The organism is Nonomuraea sp. NPDC049309 (genome assembly GCF_043196965.1).
GTDB classification, from domain to species: domain Bacteria; phylum Actinomycetota; class Actinomycetes; order Streptosporangiales; family Streptosporangiaceae; genus Nonomuraea; species Nonomuraea fastidiosa.
The window spans coordinates 281,372-297,898 of sequence record NZ_JBICSH010000003.1 but is presented as its reverse complement, the minus strand read 5'-3'; the positions used below and the strand labels follow the sequence as shown (position 1 = coordinate 297,898).

Here is a 16,527-nt window from a genome sequence, read left to right as displayed (position 1 = left end):
GCCGCTCGAGCAGCGGACGGCCGGGCCTCCCGCGACGAGGCCCGGCCGTCCCGCTTGCGCAGGAGCCCGTCCGGCGCGCGTGGAGGGCCGGCGTCCGGCGCACGTCGAGGCCGGGCCGCCCGCCGGTCAGCCCTCCATGCGGTTGCGGATGCGGTCCAGCTGGCCCATCGCGTCCTCGAACATGCGGTCGGCGGCCGCCTGCGCCCGCCGTACGAGCTCCATCTGGCCGTCGGGGTCGGTGGCGAAGCGCATCGGGTTGTTCTCGCCGAACTCCTCCTCCATCGCCTCCGACAGCTGCCGCTGCAGGTCGGCGGAGGCGTCCGCGAAGGCCCGCTTGATGCGCTCGGCCAGCTCGCCGGAGGTCAGGCGCATGGCCTTGGGGTGCAGGATCAGATCCTGCAGCCCCGCCTGGCCCATCTCCACGGTCACCAGGCCGTCCTCGTCCTGCGCGCGGCCCACGAGAGTGCTGAGCCTCTCCTGCAGTGCCACGACGCGGGCCATCCGGGACTCGGAGTCTTTGATCAGCTGGTCGATGTCGATGCCACCGAAGTCAGGCTCGATCATGCGGTCACTCAACCCTCTCGTGTACGGGGATCAGCCGGACAGGCCGCGGATCCAGGTGTAGACGTCGAGCACGCCGAGCGCGAGCGGGAACAGCGCGATGAGCAGGATGACGTCCACGATCTCGCCCGCCCGGCCCCAGAACGGCGACAGCCTCCCGGACGGCAGCCACAGCCCGAGCCCGACGACCAGCATCGACAGCCACAGCAGCGCCATCACGACGGCCGCCGCGCCGACGGTGGCCGCGCCCGCGCTGAGCGCCACCGCCATCGCGCCCAGCCCGGCGAGGCCGGTGCACAGCAGCCAGAGCCGCTGCCCGAGCCCGCCGAACACGCGGGCGCGCAGCAGCAGCACCAGGCAGAGCACGACGGCCATCGAGCCGGACATCCAGCCGGGCTCGCCGACCAGGAAGATCAGCGCGCCGATCGCGGTCATGGCGATGCCGGCCACCATGCCGGTGGCGTACCTGCTGGCCTGGGCGGTGCGGGCCAGGATGCCCTCACTGTCGATGCGCTGGTTGTCGGAGCGCAGCTCCTCGGCGTTGGTGGGCAGCGGCGGCAGCGGCACCCTGGCGATCTTGAACGACAGGGTCGGGATGAGCGGGCTGAGCGAGATCAGCACGGTCACGGTCATGGCCGCGGTGCCCGCGGCGGGCACGCCGAACACCATCACCATGGCGGCGGCGACCGCTCCCGCCAGGGAGGCGATGGCCGTGCCGAGGAAGCCCGCCACGCCGTCGGCGACGACCGTGCCGCCGATCGTGGCCACCAGCGCCGTACAGGTCATCGCGGCCAGCAGGTGGGGCGCGCCCACCCCGCTCAGCGTGGCGCCGCTCATGAGGCCGTACAGGCCCGCCACGAAGGCGTAGGGCAGCGCCGCGTACCCGATCAGCGCGCCGGCCGACGAGTCGCCCACGGCCCGCGACAGGGCCGCGCTGACGCCGATCAGCAGCAGCGCGAGCATGCCGGCCACCACGGTCACGCCCAGCGGCTCGCTGGCCGACAGCATCAGCGCGGGCACGCCGAGCACGAGCAGCACGGCCGCGGCGCCGGCGCCCAGCAGCCGGGTGTGGCGGCCCTCCCACTTGCCGGTGCTCTCGGAGACGCCGGTCGCGACCACGTCGGCCACGTCGTCGTAGAGCGCGGGCGGCAGCGCGGCCTCGCGCGGGCGCAGGTAGAGGATCTCGCCGTCCAGCACGCCCAGCGCGCTCAGCGTCTGCCCGAGGTCGAACGGCGCGCCGCCGAGCCGCTGCAGCACCCAGCCCGGCGCGGCGGTCGCCTCGCCGTCCGCCTCGCCGACCGCGCGCAGCAGGCCGGGCAGCACGTGCGGCAGCGGAACGTCGGCGGGCAGCGCCAGGTCCACCCTGCGGCGCGGCGCGACGATCGTGACGTGGCAGAGCGGGGCCAGCGGCGCGTGCGGCCGGGGCTGCCCGCCCTGCCCGCCCTGCCCGCCCGGTCCTGCAGGTGGCATGGGCGGCATGGGCGGCACAGGTCGCATCGGCTGCATCGGCTGGTGGGCGAGCGAGGTCACGACCACTCCAGAGGCTGGCTGGCTAAATCCGACATGGCGAACATATAGGGACGGCGTCTCTGGTAAGAAAGTGTCTCAGGTGACAGGAGGGTTGTCCCGCCAGTGAGCATCGTCGTCGTACGGCGGCCAGAGCGCCGCCCGAGTCCTCAGCCACCGCGCGGAGAGATCCTTCTGGAGTCGCCGCCCGAGATCCCCGAGGTGCAGCCGGCCGGCTTCACCGGCGTGCTGATGTACGTGCCCATGCTGGCCGGCGCCGCCGCCATGGGCCTGATGTTCACCGCCGGCGGCAACTCGAACCCCATCATGTACGTGGCGAGCGGCCTGTTCGCCGTCTCCATGGTGGGCATGACGATCGGCCAGCTCGGCCGCAACTCGGGAGAGCGCAAGAACCGCCTCAACGGCCTGCGCCGCGACTACTTCCGCTACCTGGGACAGATCCGCAAGCGGGTCCGCAAGGCCGCGATCCAGCAGCGCGAGGCCCTGGAGTGGAGCGGCCCGCCGCCGGACACGCTGTGGTGGGTGGCGATGGGGCCGCGCCTGTGGGAGCGCAGGCCGCGCGACGACGACTTCGCCACCGTACGCCTGGGCACCGGCGTGCAGAAGCTGGCCGTGCAGCTCGTGCCGCCCGACACCAAGCCGGTCGAGGACCTCGACGCCCTCACCGCGGGCGCGCTGCGCCGCTTCGTCAGGGCGCACTCCACGGTGGCCGGGCTGCCGGTCGCGGTGGCGCTCAACTCGTTCGCGCGGATCCGGCTCACCGGCGAGCCGCGGGCGATGCGCTCCCTGGTCAGGGCCATGATCGCGCAGCTCGTCACCTTCCACTCCCCCGACGACATGCGGGTCATGGTGTGCGCGAGCGGCGAGTGGATGCCGCACTGGGACTGGGTGAAGTGGCTGCCGCACGCGCTGCACCCCGACGAGGTGGACGCCGCGGGCAAGGTGCGGCTCATGGCCGAGAACATGAGCCACCTCGACCGGCTCGTGGGCGACGAGCTGAAGGAGCGGGCCAGGTTCCGGCCGAACGCGGGGGCCGACGCGCTGCCGTACCACGTGGTGATCGTGGACGGCGGGCACGTGCCGCACGACTCGCAGCTCGGCACGGACGCCATCCAGGGCGTCACCGTCATCGACCTGTCGGATGCGACGGGACCGGTCGAGGAGGCCGCCACGCTGCGGCTGGACATCCAGCCCGACGGCTTCCACATGGTGAAGATCGACCACACGGGCAAGCGCACCTCGACCAGGCTCGGCGACCCCGACCGCCTCGACTACGCCAGGGCCGAGGGCCTGGCCAGGCAGCTCGCACCGCTGCGGGTCTCGGTCGGCTCCGACGGCGAGACCCAGGACCTGCTGGGCACCAGCATGAACCTCACCGACCTGCTCGGCGTGGGCGACCCGGCGCAGATCCAGCCGGCCCTCACCTGGCAGCCCAGGGCCGGGCGCAACCGGCTGCGGGTGCCGATCGGCATCGGCTCCGACGGCCGCGTGGTCGAGCTGGACATCAAGGAGTCGGCGCAGGGCGGCATGGGCCCGCACGGGCTGGTCATCGGGGCCACCGGTTCCGGCAAGTCGGAGCTGCTGCGCACGCTCGTGCTCGGCCTTGCCATCACGCACTCGTCCGAGATCCTCAACTTCGTGCTCGTCGACTTCAAGGGCGGTGCGACGTTCCTCGGTCTCGAGGGGCTCTCGCACGTCTCGGCGATCATCACGAACCTCGAGGACGAGCTGCCGCTGGTCGACCGCATGCACGACGCGTTGCACGGCGAGATGGTGCGCCGCCAGGAGCTGCTGCGCGCGGCCGGCAACTACGCCTCGCTGCGCGACTACGAGCGCGCCCGCGAGCAGGGCGCCGACCTGCAGCCGCTGCCGACGCTCTTCATCGTGCTCGACGAGTTCAGCGAGCTGCTCGCGGCCAAGCCCGAGTTCATCGACCTGTTCGTGATGATCGGCCGGCTCGGCCGCTCGCTCGGCGTGCACCTGCTGCTCGCCTCCCAGCGGCTGGAGGAGGGCCGGCTGCGCGGCCTGGACACGCACCTGTCGTACCGGATCGGCCTGCGCACCTTCTCGGCCATGGAGAGCCGGGTCGTGCTGGGCGTGGCCGACGCGTACGAGCTGCCGTCCGCGCCCGGCAACGGCTACCTCAAGTACGACACGACCGGCATGACGCGGTTCAAGGCCGCGTACGTCTCCGGCCCCCACCAGTCCGAGCCCGGCCGGTCCAGCGCATCGGGCGACCAGGCGCCGATCCGCGAGATCGTCGAGTACAGCCCCGCCTACATGCCGCTGCCCGAGGTTCCCGAGCCGGAGGAGCCCGAGGACGAGAACGAGACGCCGGAGCCGGCCGCCGCGGGCCAGCGCAGCCTGCTCGACGTCGTCGTCTCCCGCCTGGCCGGCCACGGGCCGCCCGCGCACCGCATCTGGCTGCCGCCGCTCGCCGAGCCGCCCACCCTGGCCCATCTGCTGCCGCCGCTGTCGGTCACCCCCGAGTACGGCCTGACCACGACCGGCTGGCAGGGCCGGGGCAAGCTGCACGCCGTCGTCGGCATCATCGACAAGCCGTTCGAGCAGCGGCGCGACCCGTACTGGCTGGACATCTCCGGCGCGGCCGGGCACATCGGCGTGGCCGGCGGCACGCAGAGCGGCAAGAGCACGGTGATCCGCACGCTGATCACCGGCATGGCGCTCATGCACACCCCGCGCGAGGTGCAGTTCTACTGTCTCGACTTCGGCGGTGGCGCGCTCGCCTCGCTGGAGGGCCTGCCGCACGTCGGCAGCGTGGCCAACCGGCTCGACGCCGAGCGGGTCCGCCGTACGGTGGCCGAGATCGCCTCGCTGCTGGAGCGGCGCGAGCGCGAGTTCGGCGAGCAGGGCATCGAGTCGATGGCCGCCTACCGCCGCATGCGCCAGGAGGGCAAGCTCGAGGGCGACGGCTGGGGCGATGTGTTCCTGGTCGTGGACGGCTGGCTGACGCTCAGGCAGGAGTTCGAGTCGCTGGAGCCGACCATCACCGACCTCGCCGCCCGGGGCCTCGGCTACGGCATCCACCTGGTGGCCGCGACCAACAAGTGGTCGGAGTTCCGTCCCAGCATCCGCGACCTGTTCGGCACCAAGATCGAGCTGAAGCTGGGCGACGCGTACGAGTCGGAGGTCAGCAGGAAGCAGGCGATGGCGGTGCCCGAAGGCACGCCGGGCCGCGGCCTGACCAAGGACGGCTTCCACTTCCTGTCGGCGCTGCCCAGGATCGACGGGGTGCAGAACTCCTCCGACCTGGCCGCCGGGGTGCGGGCGCTGGTGCAGGCGGTACGCGAGTCCTGGCGGGGCCCGTCCGCGCCGCCCGTGCGGCTGCTGCCCGCCGTGCTGCCGGTCTCGGCCCTGCCGGAGGACCCCGACCGCATCCCCATCGGCATCGACGAGAACTCGCTGTCGCCGGTGGCGCTCGACTTCGACGCCGACCCGCACTTCGTGGTGTTCGGCGAGAACGAAAGCGGCAAGTCCAACCTGCTGCGGCTCATCTCCGAGCAGCTCGTCAGCAGGAAGCAGCCCAGCGAGGCGATGCTGATCGTCATCGACTACCGCCGCTCGCTGCTCGACTCGGCCGCCACGCCCCACCGCATCGGCTACGCCGCCTCCAGCGCCGCCGCCTCCAGCCTGATCGACGACGCCAGGGAAGCGCTGCTCAGCCGCCTGCCCCCGGCCGACCTGACGCCCCAGCAGCTGCGCGACAGAAGCTGGTGGCAGGGCTCCGACCTGTACATCGTCGTGGACGACTACGACCTCGTCGCGACCTCGGCCAACCCGCTGGGACCGCTGGTCGACCTGCTGCCGCAGGCCCGCGACATCGGCCTGCACCTGGTGCTGTCGCGCCAGATGGGCGGCGCCAGCCGAGCCATGTTCGACCCGGTCATCCAGCGGCTGAAGGACATGGCGACGCCCGCGCTGCTCATGTCGGGCAGCAAGGACGAGGGCTACCTGTTCGGCAACGTACGCCCGCAACCGCTCCCGCCGGGCCGCGGGTTCCTGGTGGACCGCCGCTTCGGCTCGCGCCTGATGCAGACGGCGTTCCTGGACGCAGAAAGGGGGACCGACCATGGCCGACCTTGAGATCCACTTCTCCGCGCTGGACCGGTGCCGCACCGCCATCAAGAAGGCGGCAGGCCAGTACCAGGACACGCTCGTCGAGCGTAACCCCGGCGAGCTGACGTACGACGCGAACGGCGAGATCCGCAACAACCGCACGCCCATCAGCGCCGACACCTTCGGGCACCTGCCCAGCTCGGCGGGGCTCGCATCGTCCGCCAACGCCGTCTGGAGCGCGCTCATCAGCGAGATGGACGAGGCGCGCAAGAAGCTCGCGGCCACCGAGCGAGGGCTGAGCGAGGTGGAGGAGAACATCCGCCGCGCCCACCGGGCCACCTCGTGAGCGGGGACGCCGTGGGTGATTCCGTGAGCGTCGGGCACCTGCCGGGCGGCGCCGCGCTCGACGAGATGCTGCGCAAGGTGACCGGCTCGCCGGGATCGATCGACACGATCACCTCGCAGTGGCGGACCTCGTCGGGCGACGTCCAGGAGTTCGCAGGCGCGCTGGCGTCGGCGGTCCAGAACGTGGCGGACGCCTGGAACGGCCGCTCGGCGGAGGCGTTCGACTCGTACATGCGCAAGTACGGCACGGCCGCGGAGAGCCTGAAGTCGGCGCTGAGCGACTGCGCCGCCTCACTCGACGACGCCGCCTCGGCGTTGCGCGAGTCGCACACCGAGATCTCCTCCATCTGCCGCGACCTCAACACGAACGCCGCGAATTACCGCGCCCGCTACCTGGCCGATCATCCGGACGCGACCGAGGCGGACCTGCGCGGCGGGCTTGCCGCGCTGGTCGAGCAGGCCAAGAAGGACGCCAAGCCGTGGGTGGACTCGGCCGAGACGGCCGTCTCCAAGGCCAAGAAGGACATCGATCGCCACCTGCGCGACCGCAAGCTGACCTTCCGCGCCATCCCCGACGTGACCACGCAGGAGTTCGCCGGCGAGAAGGGCCCGAACCTCGACTGGATCGCCGACCCCGACTACCGGCCCGACGGCGGCGTCTCCGTACAGGGCGGCCGGGGCGCGCCGGTCGCCACCGCCGGATACCCGGGCTCGGGCGGCTTCACCGGCTACGGGCCCAGCGGCCCGCCTCCGCCCGGCGGCGGCGCCGCGCCGCCCGAACGGGTCAGGGAGTGGATCGAGGAGGCCGTCGGGATCCTCGCCGCCCGCGGCGTGCCGAGGTCCAAGATGAACGTCAACGACATCTGGATGATCATCCAGCACGAGTCCGGCGGGAACCCGCACGCCATCAACAACTGGGACTCCAACGCGGCCAAGGGCACGCCGTCCAAGGGGCTGATGCAGACGATCGACCCGACGTTCAACGCGTACGCGCTGGACGGGCATCGCAACATCTACGACCCCGTGGACAACATCATCGCGGGCGTGCGGTACGCGATCGCCAGGTACGGGTCCGTCTCGAACGTGCCCGGCGTGGTGAACGCCAAGAACGGCGTGGGCTACGTGGGCTACTGACCCGCGGCGCGCCCCTACGCGAGGGGACGCGCCCCGGGAGAAAGGGCCGCGCCCACGAACGCCGAGGCGCCCTCCGAACCGGTCGTTCACCGGCCCGGAGGGCGCCGGCCGTCGTCTGGTGCGCCTGCCGCGGGCGGACGCGTGCGCGTCACGCGCGGCCGCGACGGATCAGTTGCAGTTGGCCCAGTCGGCGCTCGACCTGCCCGAGCCGACGTAGCCGGAGATGCGCACGCACTTGCCCTTGGCGCTCACCTTCACCGGCCCGGCGTAGTACTCGTAGTTGCCGTTGTCGGACTGGCTGCCGCCGCCCTGCGCCTCGAGCGTGACGCCGGTCGAGGTGCTCTTGCCGATGTCCGCCGTCTTGATGGTGACCGCGCAGTTCTGGCCCGTGCTGTTGTTCCACAGCTGGTACGTCACACCGCCCGCGAACGAGATCGACCGCTGCACCGAGAACCCGGAGCCGCACACCTGCGTGGCCGTGTACGGGTTCGTGGCCGGCGTGGTCGGCTGCGTCGTGGTCTTCGTCGGCGACGGCTTGGCCGTCGTCTTGGTCGGCTCCGGCTCGGGCTGCCGGGTCTGCTGGGCCGGAGTCTTGGTGACGGTCTTGGTCGGCGTCGGCGTCGGCTGCACCGTCTTGGTGACGGTAGCCTGCGGCTTCGGAGTTTGCGTGGGCGTGCTCTTCTTCGTCGGCGTCGCCCGCTGCGTCTGCGTCACCGTCACCGGCGGCTGCGTCGGCACCGTGACCGGCTGCGACGGCAGCGGGGCCGGGGTGGTCGGCGCCGAGGTCAGCTCGGGCACGTCAGGCGTGGCCGACGACCACTCGGTGGGCAGCACGAGCGGGCCCACGTCGTTGGGGTCGCCGCTGGCCGCCCACGGGACGGTGGCCTCGGCGGTCGCCTGCGGGTCACCCGGGCCGCCGGTGCCCTGCGGCGGGGGCGTCGACGTGCCGGTGGGCGTGGGGATGGCGTCGCTGTTCGCCTGCTGCGCCACGAGGGACGGGTCCACCTGCTGGAGGCGTACGTACCGGTTGGCGCCCCACAGGCCCACGGCGGAGACCAGCGCCACCGTGGCGACGCCCGCGATCAGGCCCAGCGGCAGCCCTCTGCGCGGAGCGGGCGACGCGGGCTGCTCGATCCTGATCTGCGCGGGCGGCTGCGGCGGGTCGGCCTCCGGCGGCCCCCACATGGTGGCCTCGGGCGTCACGGGCCGGCCTTGAAGGTGCGGCTGACCCTGCGCGGGCACGTGCGGCTGGCCCTGTGGCGGCACGCTCGGCGGGCCCTGCGTGGGCGAGCCGGGCATCGGCGGCATGGGCGGGCCCTGCTGCGCGCCCTGAGGCGGCGGGCCCTGCATCGGCGGCCCCTGAAGCGGACCGGCCTGGACGGGAATGTGCGGCGGCACCGGCGCGCCCTGTGGCGGCACCGGGATCGGACCGCCCTGCCCCTGCGGCGGCATCGGGCCGCCCTGCCCCTGCGGCGGGCCCTGGTACGGGCCTCCCTGCGGGGGCATTCCCTGCATCGGGGGGCGGGCGATCGGCACGCCCTCGAGCGGCGGGCCGTCGGGAGCCGGCCGCGGCGCGGGCGGTTTCGGCGCCTCCGCACCGTTCGCCCCGGGCTTGCTCTTCTCAGCGGCGGGCGGCTGCTGCGCCCCGTTCGCCGCAGGCGCACCCGCCTTGGCCGCCGCAGGCTGCTGCGGCCCACTCTCGGCAGGCGTGCTCGGCTTGCCAGGCGCCGCTGCCCCGGCCCCACTCGCCGCAGGCTGCTTCGGCCCCTCCGCCGCAGGCGCTTCCGCCTTGCTCGCCGCAGGCGTGCCCGGCTTGGCGGTCGCGGGCTGCTGCGGCCCGCTCGCCGCAGGCGTGCTCGGCTTGTCCGCCGTGGGGGTCTTGTCCTTCGAGGCGGGCGTGCCCGCAGCGGTTCCGGCGGTGGCCGCGGCCACCCCGGCGGCGGCCCCCTTGGCCGCGGCGGCGGCCCCCTTGGGCGTGGTGGCGGCCCCCTTGGGCGTGGTGGCGGCCCCCTTGGGCGTGGTGGCCGGGTTCGGGGCGGGGGCGTCGCCGAGCACCTGCATGAGCGCGCTGTACGTGGTCGGCCGGTCCCCGACCTCCTTGGTCAGGGCCGACAGCAGGACGCGGCGCAGCGGCTCGGCTTGGATGCCGACGTCGGGCTCGCCGTTCAGCGTCGCTTCCTTGCCGGCGAACGGCGGCCGGCCGGTGCCCGCGTACACGATGGTGGCGGCCCAGGCGAAGACGTCGGCGTAAGGGCCGTACTCGAGGCCCTTGAGCTGTTCGGGAGCCTGGTAGGCGGGATCGCCCGCGGGGTCGCCGATGGCGGCGTCGGTGACGCGCGGCCCGTCGGGGCTGAGGATCACGTTGTGCGGGGTGAGGGCGCGGTGTGCCAGGCCGGCGAGGTGGATGGCGGACAGCGCGGTCAGCACGCCGACGGCCACCCGTTCGAGCGCATCGCCCTTCAGCGGCTCGCCGCCGGCGACGGTCTCGGCCAGGCTCTTGCCTTCGACGTACTCGCGCACGATGTACGGCCGGTCGCCGAGGTAGCCGGCGTCGAGCACTCTCGCCACGTACGAGCTGGAGACCCGCTTGACCCCCAGGTACCGGTCGAGCTCGCGCTCGGACTCAGGTTCGGCGGGGAGCAGCTTGATGGCCACCTTGGGCGCGTCTTCCGACTCGCGTCCGAGGAAGACCTCCCCTCTCGGCCCCTCTCCCAGCAGCCCGACAATGCTGAAAGCGCCGATCCGCTCTGGATCCCCAGGGCGCAAAGGGTGCATGCCCAAACCTTTCACCAGCAAAGCATGATCTGATCACATTCAACCAGATCCGTCACATCAGCATCAGGCGTTACGGACACTGGTCAACAAAACGGTGTACCGATTTCTTGCAATCGCAGTCATCACGCCGTCCGCTTCAGTGTGGTGATGCGACAATTCGCGATCACGCAGAACGTCCGGGACGCCATCCCCTCCTGCGCCCCATCGGGATCACCACGCGCAACGCCAGCACGAGCAGCGCCAGCCCGATCGCGCCGGCCGCGATGACCACGGCCAGCTCGATCGCCTTGCGGTCGACGGGCGGGGCCTTGGCGACGGCGCTGCTCGGGATCGGGCTCGGCGGCGGGGGCGCGACGACAGGCGCGTCCTCGGGCTCGAACGGCAGGACCGCGCTCACCGCCTGCATCGGGTTGACCATGCCCGCCCCCTTGCCCGCGCCGGTCGCGCCGTCGGCCGTGGCGATGATGCGCCGGCGTACCTGCGTCTGGTCGAGCGTGGGATAGCGGGCCCTGACGAGCGCGACGACGCCCGCCACGTACGGCGCCGCATAGCTCGTGCCGTCGAGCCCCTTGAAGTAGGAGCGGCCGGGCCAGGTCGAGACGAGGTTCTGGCCGGGCCCGAGCACCGACACGGGCGTCTCTTTGTTGGAGAACTCGCTCAGGGCGCCGTCCGGCCCCGCCGCGCCCACCGCGAGCACGCCGTCGTAGCTGGCCGGGTAGGCGGGCGAGGGCGTGCCGTCCTTGCGGGACACGTTGCCCGCCGCGGCGACGACGACCGCGTCCTTGGCGAGCGCGTACCGCACGGCCGCTTCGAGCGCGGGGTGGTCGAGGGTCTTGCTCGAGATGTTGATGACCTTGGCGCCCTGGTCGGCGGCGGCCTTGATGCCCTTGATCAGCAGCTCGGTCTTGCCGTCGTTCTCGGAGTCGGTGAACTTGTACGACAGCAGCCGCACCCCGGGGGCCACGCCGTGGAACAGGACGCCCTTGACGTACTGGGCGCCGATGATGCCCGCGACCGCGGTGCCATGGCCGACGCAGTCGTCGTAGCCGGAGCCGACGAGGTCGGCCTTACCGGCCAGGCGGAGCTGCGGATGGGTGAGATCGACGCCGGTGTCGATGACAGCGACGGTGACGTTCGCGCCGGTGGACAGCGACCAGACGCGTTTGGGGTCGAGCCGCTTCTGCGCCCAGGACTCACCGACCTCGACCGTGCCCCTGGGCGGGTTGCACCGTTCGGGGGCCGCGGCGGCGGGAACGAGCGGAGCCTGCAGGGCGAGCACGCTGGCCAGGAGGGCGCGACCAATCATGGAGAAAAAGGGTAGCCCGCCCGATTCGCCACAAAGATACGTTCAACCGGTATTCGGGCGAAGCAAAACGATCACCGCGAATTAGGATCCGGTTCCGCTGACGGCAAGAAGCCCCGGCCACGTCGCCAGGGCCTCTTGCATTGATCATCGCGTGGCGGAGTCGATGTTCTGGCGGTAGGTCCCGATGACGCGGGCCGCCTCCTGCAGCTCCTCCGTCATCCGCTGGAACGCCGTGCGGTAGTTCTGCCACGCCTGCTGGAAGCGCTGCGCCCCGGGGCCGGTCCACGCGGTGCCGACCTTCGCGGCCTCGCGGTCGAGCGCGGTCATCGTCGTGCGGACCGCCTCCGACTGCTGCGTGAACTGGCTGGACATCTGCTGCATTTCCTCGAGGTTGCCGCCGACCATGTTCTGGCTCATGCATACCCTCCTGGGGGAACCTGTGAAAGCGCCCTCACCCTAAGGAAAGGCCACCGCCCGTCGCCGGAGATATGCCAAGCGGCTATGGTCTACCCGAGGAATGCTCGGATCTCATGGGATACCGCCCGCACCTCCAGGAAGCCGGGATGACCAGCGGCGACAGGGTCTCTCCCGGACGCCTGAGCCGGGCGCGTCCCACGACAGGACGCTCGACGCGAACGACGGCGCGCACGCAGGGGGCGCCGAACCTAGCAGGAAGGACGGGAGCCGGTGCGGAAGGTGCTGATCGCCAATCGCGGCGAGATCGCCGTGCGGGTGGCACGCGCGTGCAAGGACGCGGGCATCACCAGCGTGGCCGTATACGCCGACCAGGACCTCGACGCCCTGCACGCCAAGGTCGCCGACGAGGCGTACGCGCTCGGCGGGCGTACCCCCGCCGAGACCTACCTCGACGCGGGCAAGATCCTCGACATCGCACGCCGCAGCGGTGCCGACGCCGTACACCCCGGCTACGGGTTCCTCGCCGAGAACGCCGGCTTCGCCCAGGCGGTCATCGACGCGGGCCTCATCTGGATCGGCCCGCCGCCCGCCGCGATCGCCGCGCTCGGCGACAAGGTCCAGGCCAGGCACATCGCGCAGAAGGTCGGCGCGCCGCTGGTCGCGGGCACCAAGGACCCGGTGAGCGGGGTCGAGGAGGTGCTGGCGTTCGCCGAGGAGCACGGCCTGCCGATCGCCATCAAGGCCGCATACGGCGGCGGCGGGCGCGGCATCAAGGTCGCCCGCAGGATGGAGGAGGTCGCCGAGCTGTACGAGTCGGCCGTCCGCGAGGCCGTGGCCGCGTTCGGGCGCGGGGAGTGCTTCGTCGAGCGCTACCTCGACCGGCCCCGCCACGTCGAGACCCAGTGCCTGGCCGACGCCCACGGCAACGTCGTCGTGGTCAGCACCCGCGACTGCTCGCTCCAGCGCCGTCACCAGAAGCTGGTGGAGGAGGCGCCCGCGCCGTTCCTCACCGACGCCCAGATCGACGTCCTCTACGCCGGCTCCAAGGCCATTCTGAAGGAGGCGGGCTACGTCGGGGCCGGCACCTGCGAGTTCCTCGTCGGCCAGGACGGCACCATCTCCTTCCTGGAGGTCAACACCCGGCTCCAGGTCGAGCACCCGGTCACCGAGGAGGTCGCGGGCATCGACCTCGTACGCGAGATGTTCCGCATCGCCGACGGCGAGCCGCTCGGCTACGACGACCCGCCGCTGCGCGGCCACTCCATCGAGTTCCGCATCAACGCCGAGGACGCCGGCCGCAACTTCCTGCCCTCCCCCGGCACGCTGACCACGCTGCGCGCGCCGTCCGGCCCCGGAGTGCGGCTCGACTCCGGCTACGAGGCGGGCATGACGGTGCCGGGGACGTTCGACTCGCTGGTGGCCAAGCTGATCGTCACCGGCCGTACGCGGCGGGAGGCGCTCGAACGCTCCCGCAGGGCCCTCGCCGAGTTCGAGATCACCGGCATGCCGACCGTGCTGCCGTTCCACCGGGCCGTGGTCACCGACCCGGCGTTCACGTCCGAGCCGTTCTCGGTGCACACCCGGTGGATCGAGACGGAGTGGCAGAACACGGTGGCCCCGTACGAAGGGGACGTCGCGACCGCCGAGGAGACCCCCAAGGAGACCGTGACGGTCGAGGTCGGCGGCAAGCGGCTGGAGGTCGTCCTGCCCGCCGGGCTGGGCGCGTCCGCCTCCGCGCCGGCCGCCCGCGCCAAGGCGCCGAGGCGCGCGGGCGGCGGTGCGAAGAAGCCCGCGGCCGGCGGCGACGCGCTGGTCAGCCCCATGCAGGGCACGATCGTCAAGGTCGTGGCCAATGACGGCGACACGGTGAACGAGGGCGACACCGTCGTGGTCCTCGAGGCCATGAAGATGGAGCAGCCGCTGGCCGCCCACAAGTCCGGCACGGTCACCGGTCTGACCGCCTCGGTCGGGCAGACGGTCAGCTCGGGCGAGACGATCTGCGAGATCAAGGACTCCTGACCGTACGCACGGCTGCCCGCCGAGAGCGCCCCCGAGGGAGAGGACCGTGAGGACCGCACCGGATGGGGGCGCTCGACGGAGAGGCCTCTGAGGACTCACCGGATGAGGGCCCCCAGGCGGCTCCCTGGACGAGCGTCCTCGACACCTGAGCATTCCTCGCGATCGGGACTCCGGCGAGGGCTTGGCCGGGGATCGACCCTGCCCGGGCATAACCGGTGCCAGGCTGTTGCGCCACGGAGCGCTCCTGCGCGGCTCCGGACGGGTAGCGTGCCCCTTGAGGAACTTTGCCGATCGCCCGTTCGTCCTCAAGGGCGAAGGAGGCTTGCTGCCCATGACCCATTCGCTGCGCCGAGCAGGGGCCGCGATCGCGGCTCTGATCGCCGGTCTTATCGTCGTTCTTGCGCTTTCCCCTGCCGCCAACGCGGCGGCTCCCCCGGATGCCGACACCGTCGTGTCCAACTGGAAAAAGGCGCCGCTCTATGTGGTGGCCGGCTCATCCTTGTCGTCCGGCCAGGAGAGCGAGATCAACGACGCGCTCAAGGACGCTGACACCAAGATCTACGCTGTGGCGCTGCCCGATGGCACGATTGACGAGTCCAATGTCAGGACGTACATGAACCAGCTCAGCTCCGCGTTGAGCAAGGCGGGCCGTCCTCGTGCGACCATCGCCGTCCTCGACGGCACGACCCTTTTCGCCGGTTCGAGCGCCCTGCGCACCGGCCTCGCCGGACAGCTGGCCAACCTCGCCGTGAACGCCAACTCGGGCGACGTCGTGGCCGGCATGAAGGACTTCGCCAACCGCGTCGACATGGCCGCCAAGGGCGACCGTTCGGCGCTCGACAGCGGCAGCCAGGCCAACCCCGGCGCCGGCGGCACCGGAGCGCTGATCGCGCTCGGCGCGCTGGTCCTCGTCGGCGGTGGCGGCTACTTCCTCTACTCCAACAAGCAGAAGAAGAAGCGGGCCATCGAGGAGGCCAAGCAGCTCGAGGCGGTCAAGCAGACCGTCGAGGAGGACGTCACCAAGTTCGGTGAGGAGATCACCGCTCTCGACGCCGACGTCACGCTCGCCGGTGAGGGCGGCAAGCACATCGACGAGTGGCAGACGGCGCTCGACGCGTACGAGAAGTCGAAGAACCAGCTCGCCAACGTGCAGCGGGCCGAGCAGATCCGCGACGTCACCCAGACCCTCGAAGACGGCCGTTACGCGCTCGCGGTGGTCAAGGCCAAGGTCAACAACGAGCCGGTGCCCGAGCGCCGGGCGCCCTGCTTCTTCAACCCGCAGCACGGCCCGTCCGTCCGCGACGTCCGCTGGGCCCCGCCCGGCGGCACCGTCCGCGACGTGCCCGCCTGCAAGATGGACGCCGAGGCGGTCGAGCGCGGCTTCGACCCGCAGATGCGCGAGGTCATGGTCGACGGCCAGCGCCGGCCCTACTACGACGCGGGCCCGGCCTACCAGCCCTACGCCTACGGCTACTACGGCGGCTTCGGCGACATCATGACCGGCATGTTCATCGGCACCATGATGGGCAGCCTGCTGAGCGGCGGCTGGGGCATGGGCGGCTACGGCGCCGGCTACGCCGAGGGTTACGCCGACGCCGGCGGTGACTTCGGCGGAGGCGGAGGCTTCGGCGACTTCGGCGGCGGAGGCGGCGGCTGGGGTGACTTCGGCGGCGGAGGCGACTTCGGCGGCGGAGACTTCGGCGGCGGCGACTGGTAAGTCGCCCGGCCTCTAGAGCACGACGAAAAGCCCCGGCCCAGGTCCACCTGAGCCGGGGCTTCCCCATGTCAGCGGTACGCGCCCCGAGCACCAGGGGCCGCCCAGCCCTCCCCTGTCCAGGACAGCCTGGTGACGTTCCCGCCCGCCGCCACCCGGAACAGCCGGCTCAAGGCTCTGCCCGCAGCCACCCGGAACAGCCAGGCCGCCTCAAGGCAGCCACCCCACGGAACACCTGATTCGAAACGAACCGCTCCGACCAACACCTGCTTGAACCGGGCCACCCCCAACAACACCCGGCCCAAGGCGGACCGCCCCACGCAACACCCGGCTCGAACCGGGCCACCCGAGAAACGTCCGGCCCGGGGGCGGGCCATCCCGTGGGGCGGCCGGTCAGGGCGGATGGGGTGGCGGTCGGCCGGTGCTCGGGCGGCGGGTGGCCCCTGGCGGTTCGGCTTGAGGGTTTACGCGGTTCGGCGTCAGGCGGTTCGCTTCGGACGTGCGCGCAGTTCGGCCGGGGACTTACGCGGTTCGGGTTCGGATGTACGCACCGCTCGGCTGCGGACTTGTGCGCCGTTCGGGTTCGAGCGTACGCACCGCTCGGCTGCGGACTGCGCGCGGTTCGGGTTCGGACGTGGGCGCAGTGCAACCG

At 72.0% G+C, this 16,527-nt stretch carries 10 protein-coding genes; 5 read left to right on the top strand and 5 right to left on the bottom strand.

Annotated elements, in window-relative coordinates:
• Positions 1-126 precede the first annotated feature (126 nt).
• Positions 127-564: a YbaB/EbfC family nucleoid-associated protein gene (locus ACGFIM_RS22115; RefSeq protein WP_393203041.1), complete on the bottom strand. Its 438-nt coding sequence runs from the start codon at positions 562-564 to the stop codon at positions 127-129.
• A 30-nt stretch (positions 565-594) separates the two neighbouring features.
• The gene (gene eccD / locus ACGFIM_RS22110) at positions 595-2,031 is read right to left on the bottom strand and encodes a type VII secretion integral membrane protein EccD (RefSeq protein WP_393203039.1); all 1,437 of its coding nucleotides are present in this window, start codon (positions 2,029-2,031) and stop codon (positions 595-597) included.
• Between the two features lie 162 nt (positions 2,032-2,193).
• On the opposite strand from eccD, the gene eccCa reads away from it, so the two are divergent.
• The 3 genes from eccCa to ACGFIM_RS22095 are packed head-to-tail and all read left to right on the top strand — an operon-like array spanning position 2,194 to position 7,644.
• A complete protein-coding gene (gene eccCa / locus ACGFIM_RS22105; protein ID WP_393203037.1) occupies positions 2,194-6,192 on the top strand; it encodes a type VII secretion protein EccCa in 3,999 nt (1,332 codons plus the stop codon).
• On the top strand, positions 6,179-6,511 hold the full coding sequence (locus tag ACGFIM_RS22100) for a hypothetical protein (RefSeq protein ID WP_393203035.1): 333 nt from the start codon (positions 6,179-6,181) through the stop codon (positions 6,509-6,511). Before eccCa ends, ACGFIM_RS22100 begins: the two co-directional genes overlap by 14 nt.
• Positions 6,512-6,534: 23 nt before the next feature.
• The gene (locus ACGFIM_RS22095; RefSeq protein ID WP_393203033.1) at positions 6,535-7,644 is read left to right on the top strand and encodes a transglycosylase SLT domain-containing protein; all 1,110 of its coding nucleotides are present in this window, start codon (positions 6,535-6,537) and stop codon (positions 7,642-7,644) included.
• A gap of 168 nt (positions 7,645-7,812) precedes the next feature.
• Here the strand turns inward: ACGFIM_RS22095 and ACGFIM_RS22090 are convergent, their stop codons facing one another.
• The 3 genes from ACGFIM_RS22090 to ACGFIM_RS22080 all read right to left on the bottom strand — a co-directional run bounded on the left by ACGFIM_RS22090 (position 7,813) and on the right by ACGFIM_RS22080 (position 12,142).
• Positions 7,813-10,419, bottom strand: coding sequence for a protein kinase (locus ACGFIM_RS22090; protein ID WP_393203031.1), 2,607 nt, complete (start codon positions 10,417-10,419; stop codon positions 7,813-7,815).
• A gap of 163 nt (positions 10,420-10,582) precedes the next feature.
• Entirely contained in the window at positions 10,583-11,725 is a 1,143-nt protein-coding gene (mycP, locus tag ACGFIM_RS22085; protein WP_393203029.1) for a type VII secretion-associated serine protease mycosin, read from the bottom strand.
• Between the two features lie 144 nt (positions 11,726-11,869).
• The gene (locus tag ACGFIM_RS22080; protein WP_393203027.1) at positions 11,870-12,142 is read right to left on the bottom strand and encodes a WXG100 family type VII secretion target; all 273 of its coding nucleotides are present in this window, start codon (positions 12,140-12,142) and stop codon (positions 11,870-11,872) included.
• A gap of 270 nt (positions 12,143-12,412) precedes the next feature.
• Between ACGFIM_RS22080 and ACGFIM_RS22075 the strand changes: the two genes are divergently transcribed.
• The gene (locus tag ACGFIM_RS22075) at positions 12,413-14,161 is read left to right on the top strand and encodes a biotin carboxylase N-terminal domain-containing protein (RefSeq protein ID WP_393203025.1); all 1,749 of its coding nucleotides are present in this window, start codon (positions 12,413-12,415) and stop codon (positions 14,159-14,161) included.
• A gap of 331 nt (positions 14,162-14,492) precedes the next feature.
• Positions 14,493-15,878, top strand: a complete 1,386-nt coding sequence (locus tag ACGFIM_RS22070) for a hypothetical protein (protein ID WP_393203023.1) — start codon at positions 14,493-14,495, stop codon at positions 15,876-15,878.
• Positions 15,879-16,527: the final 649 nt, after the last annotated feature.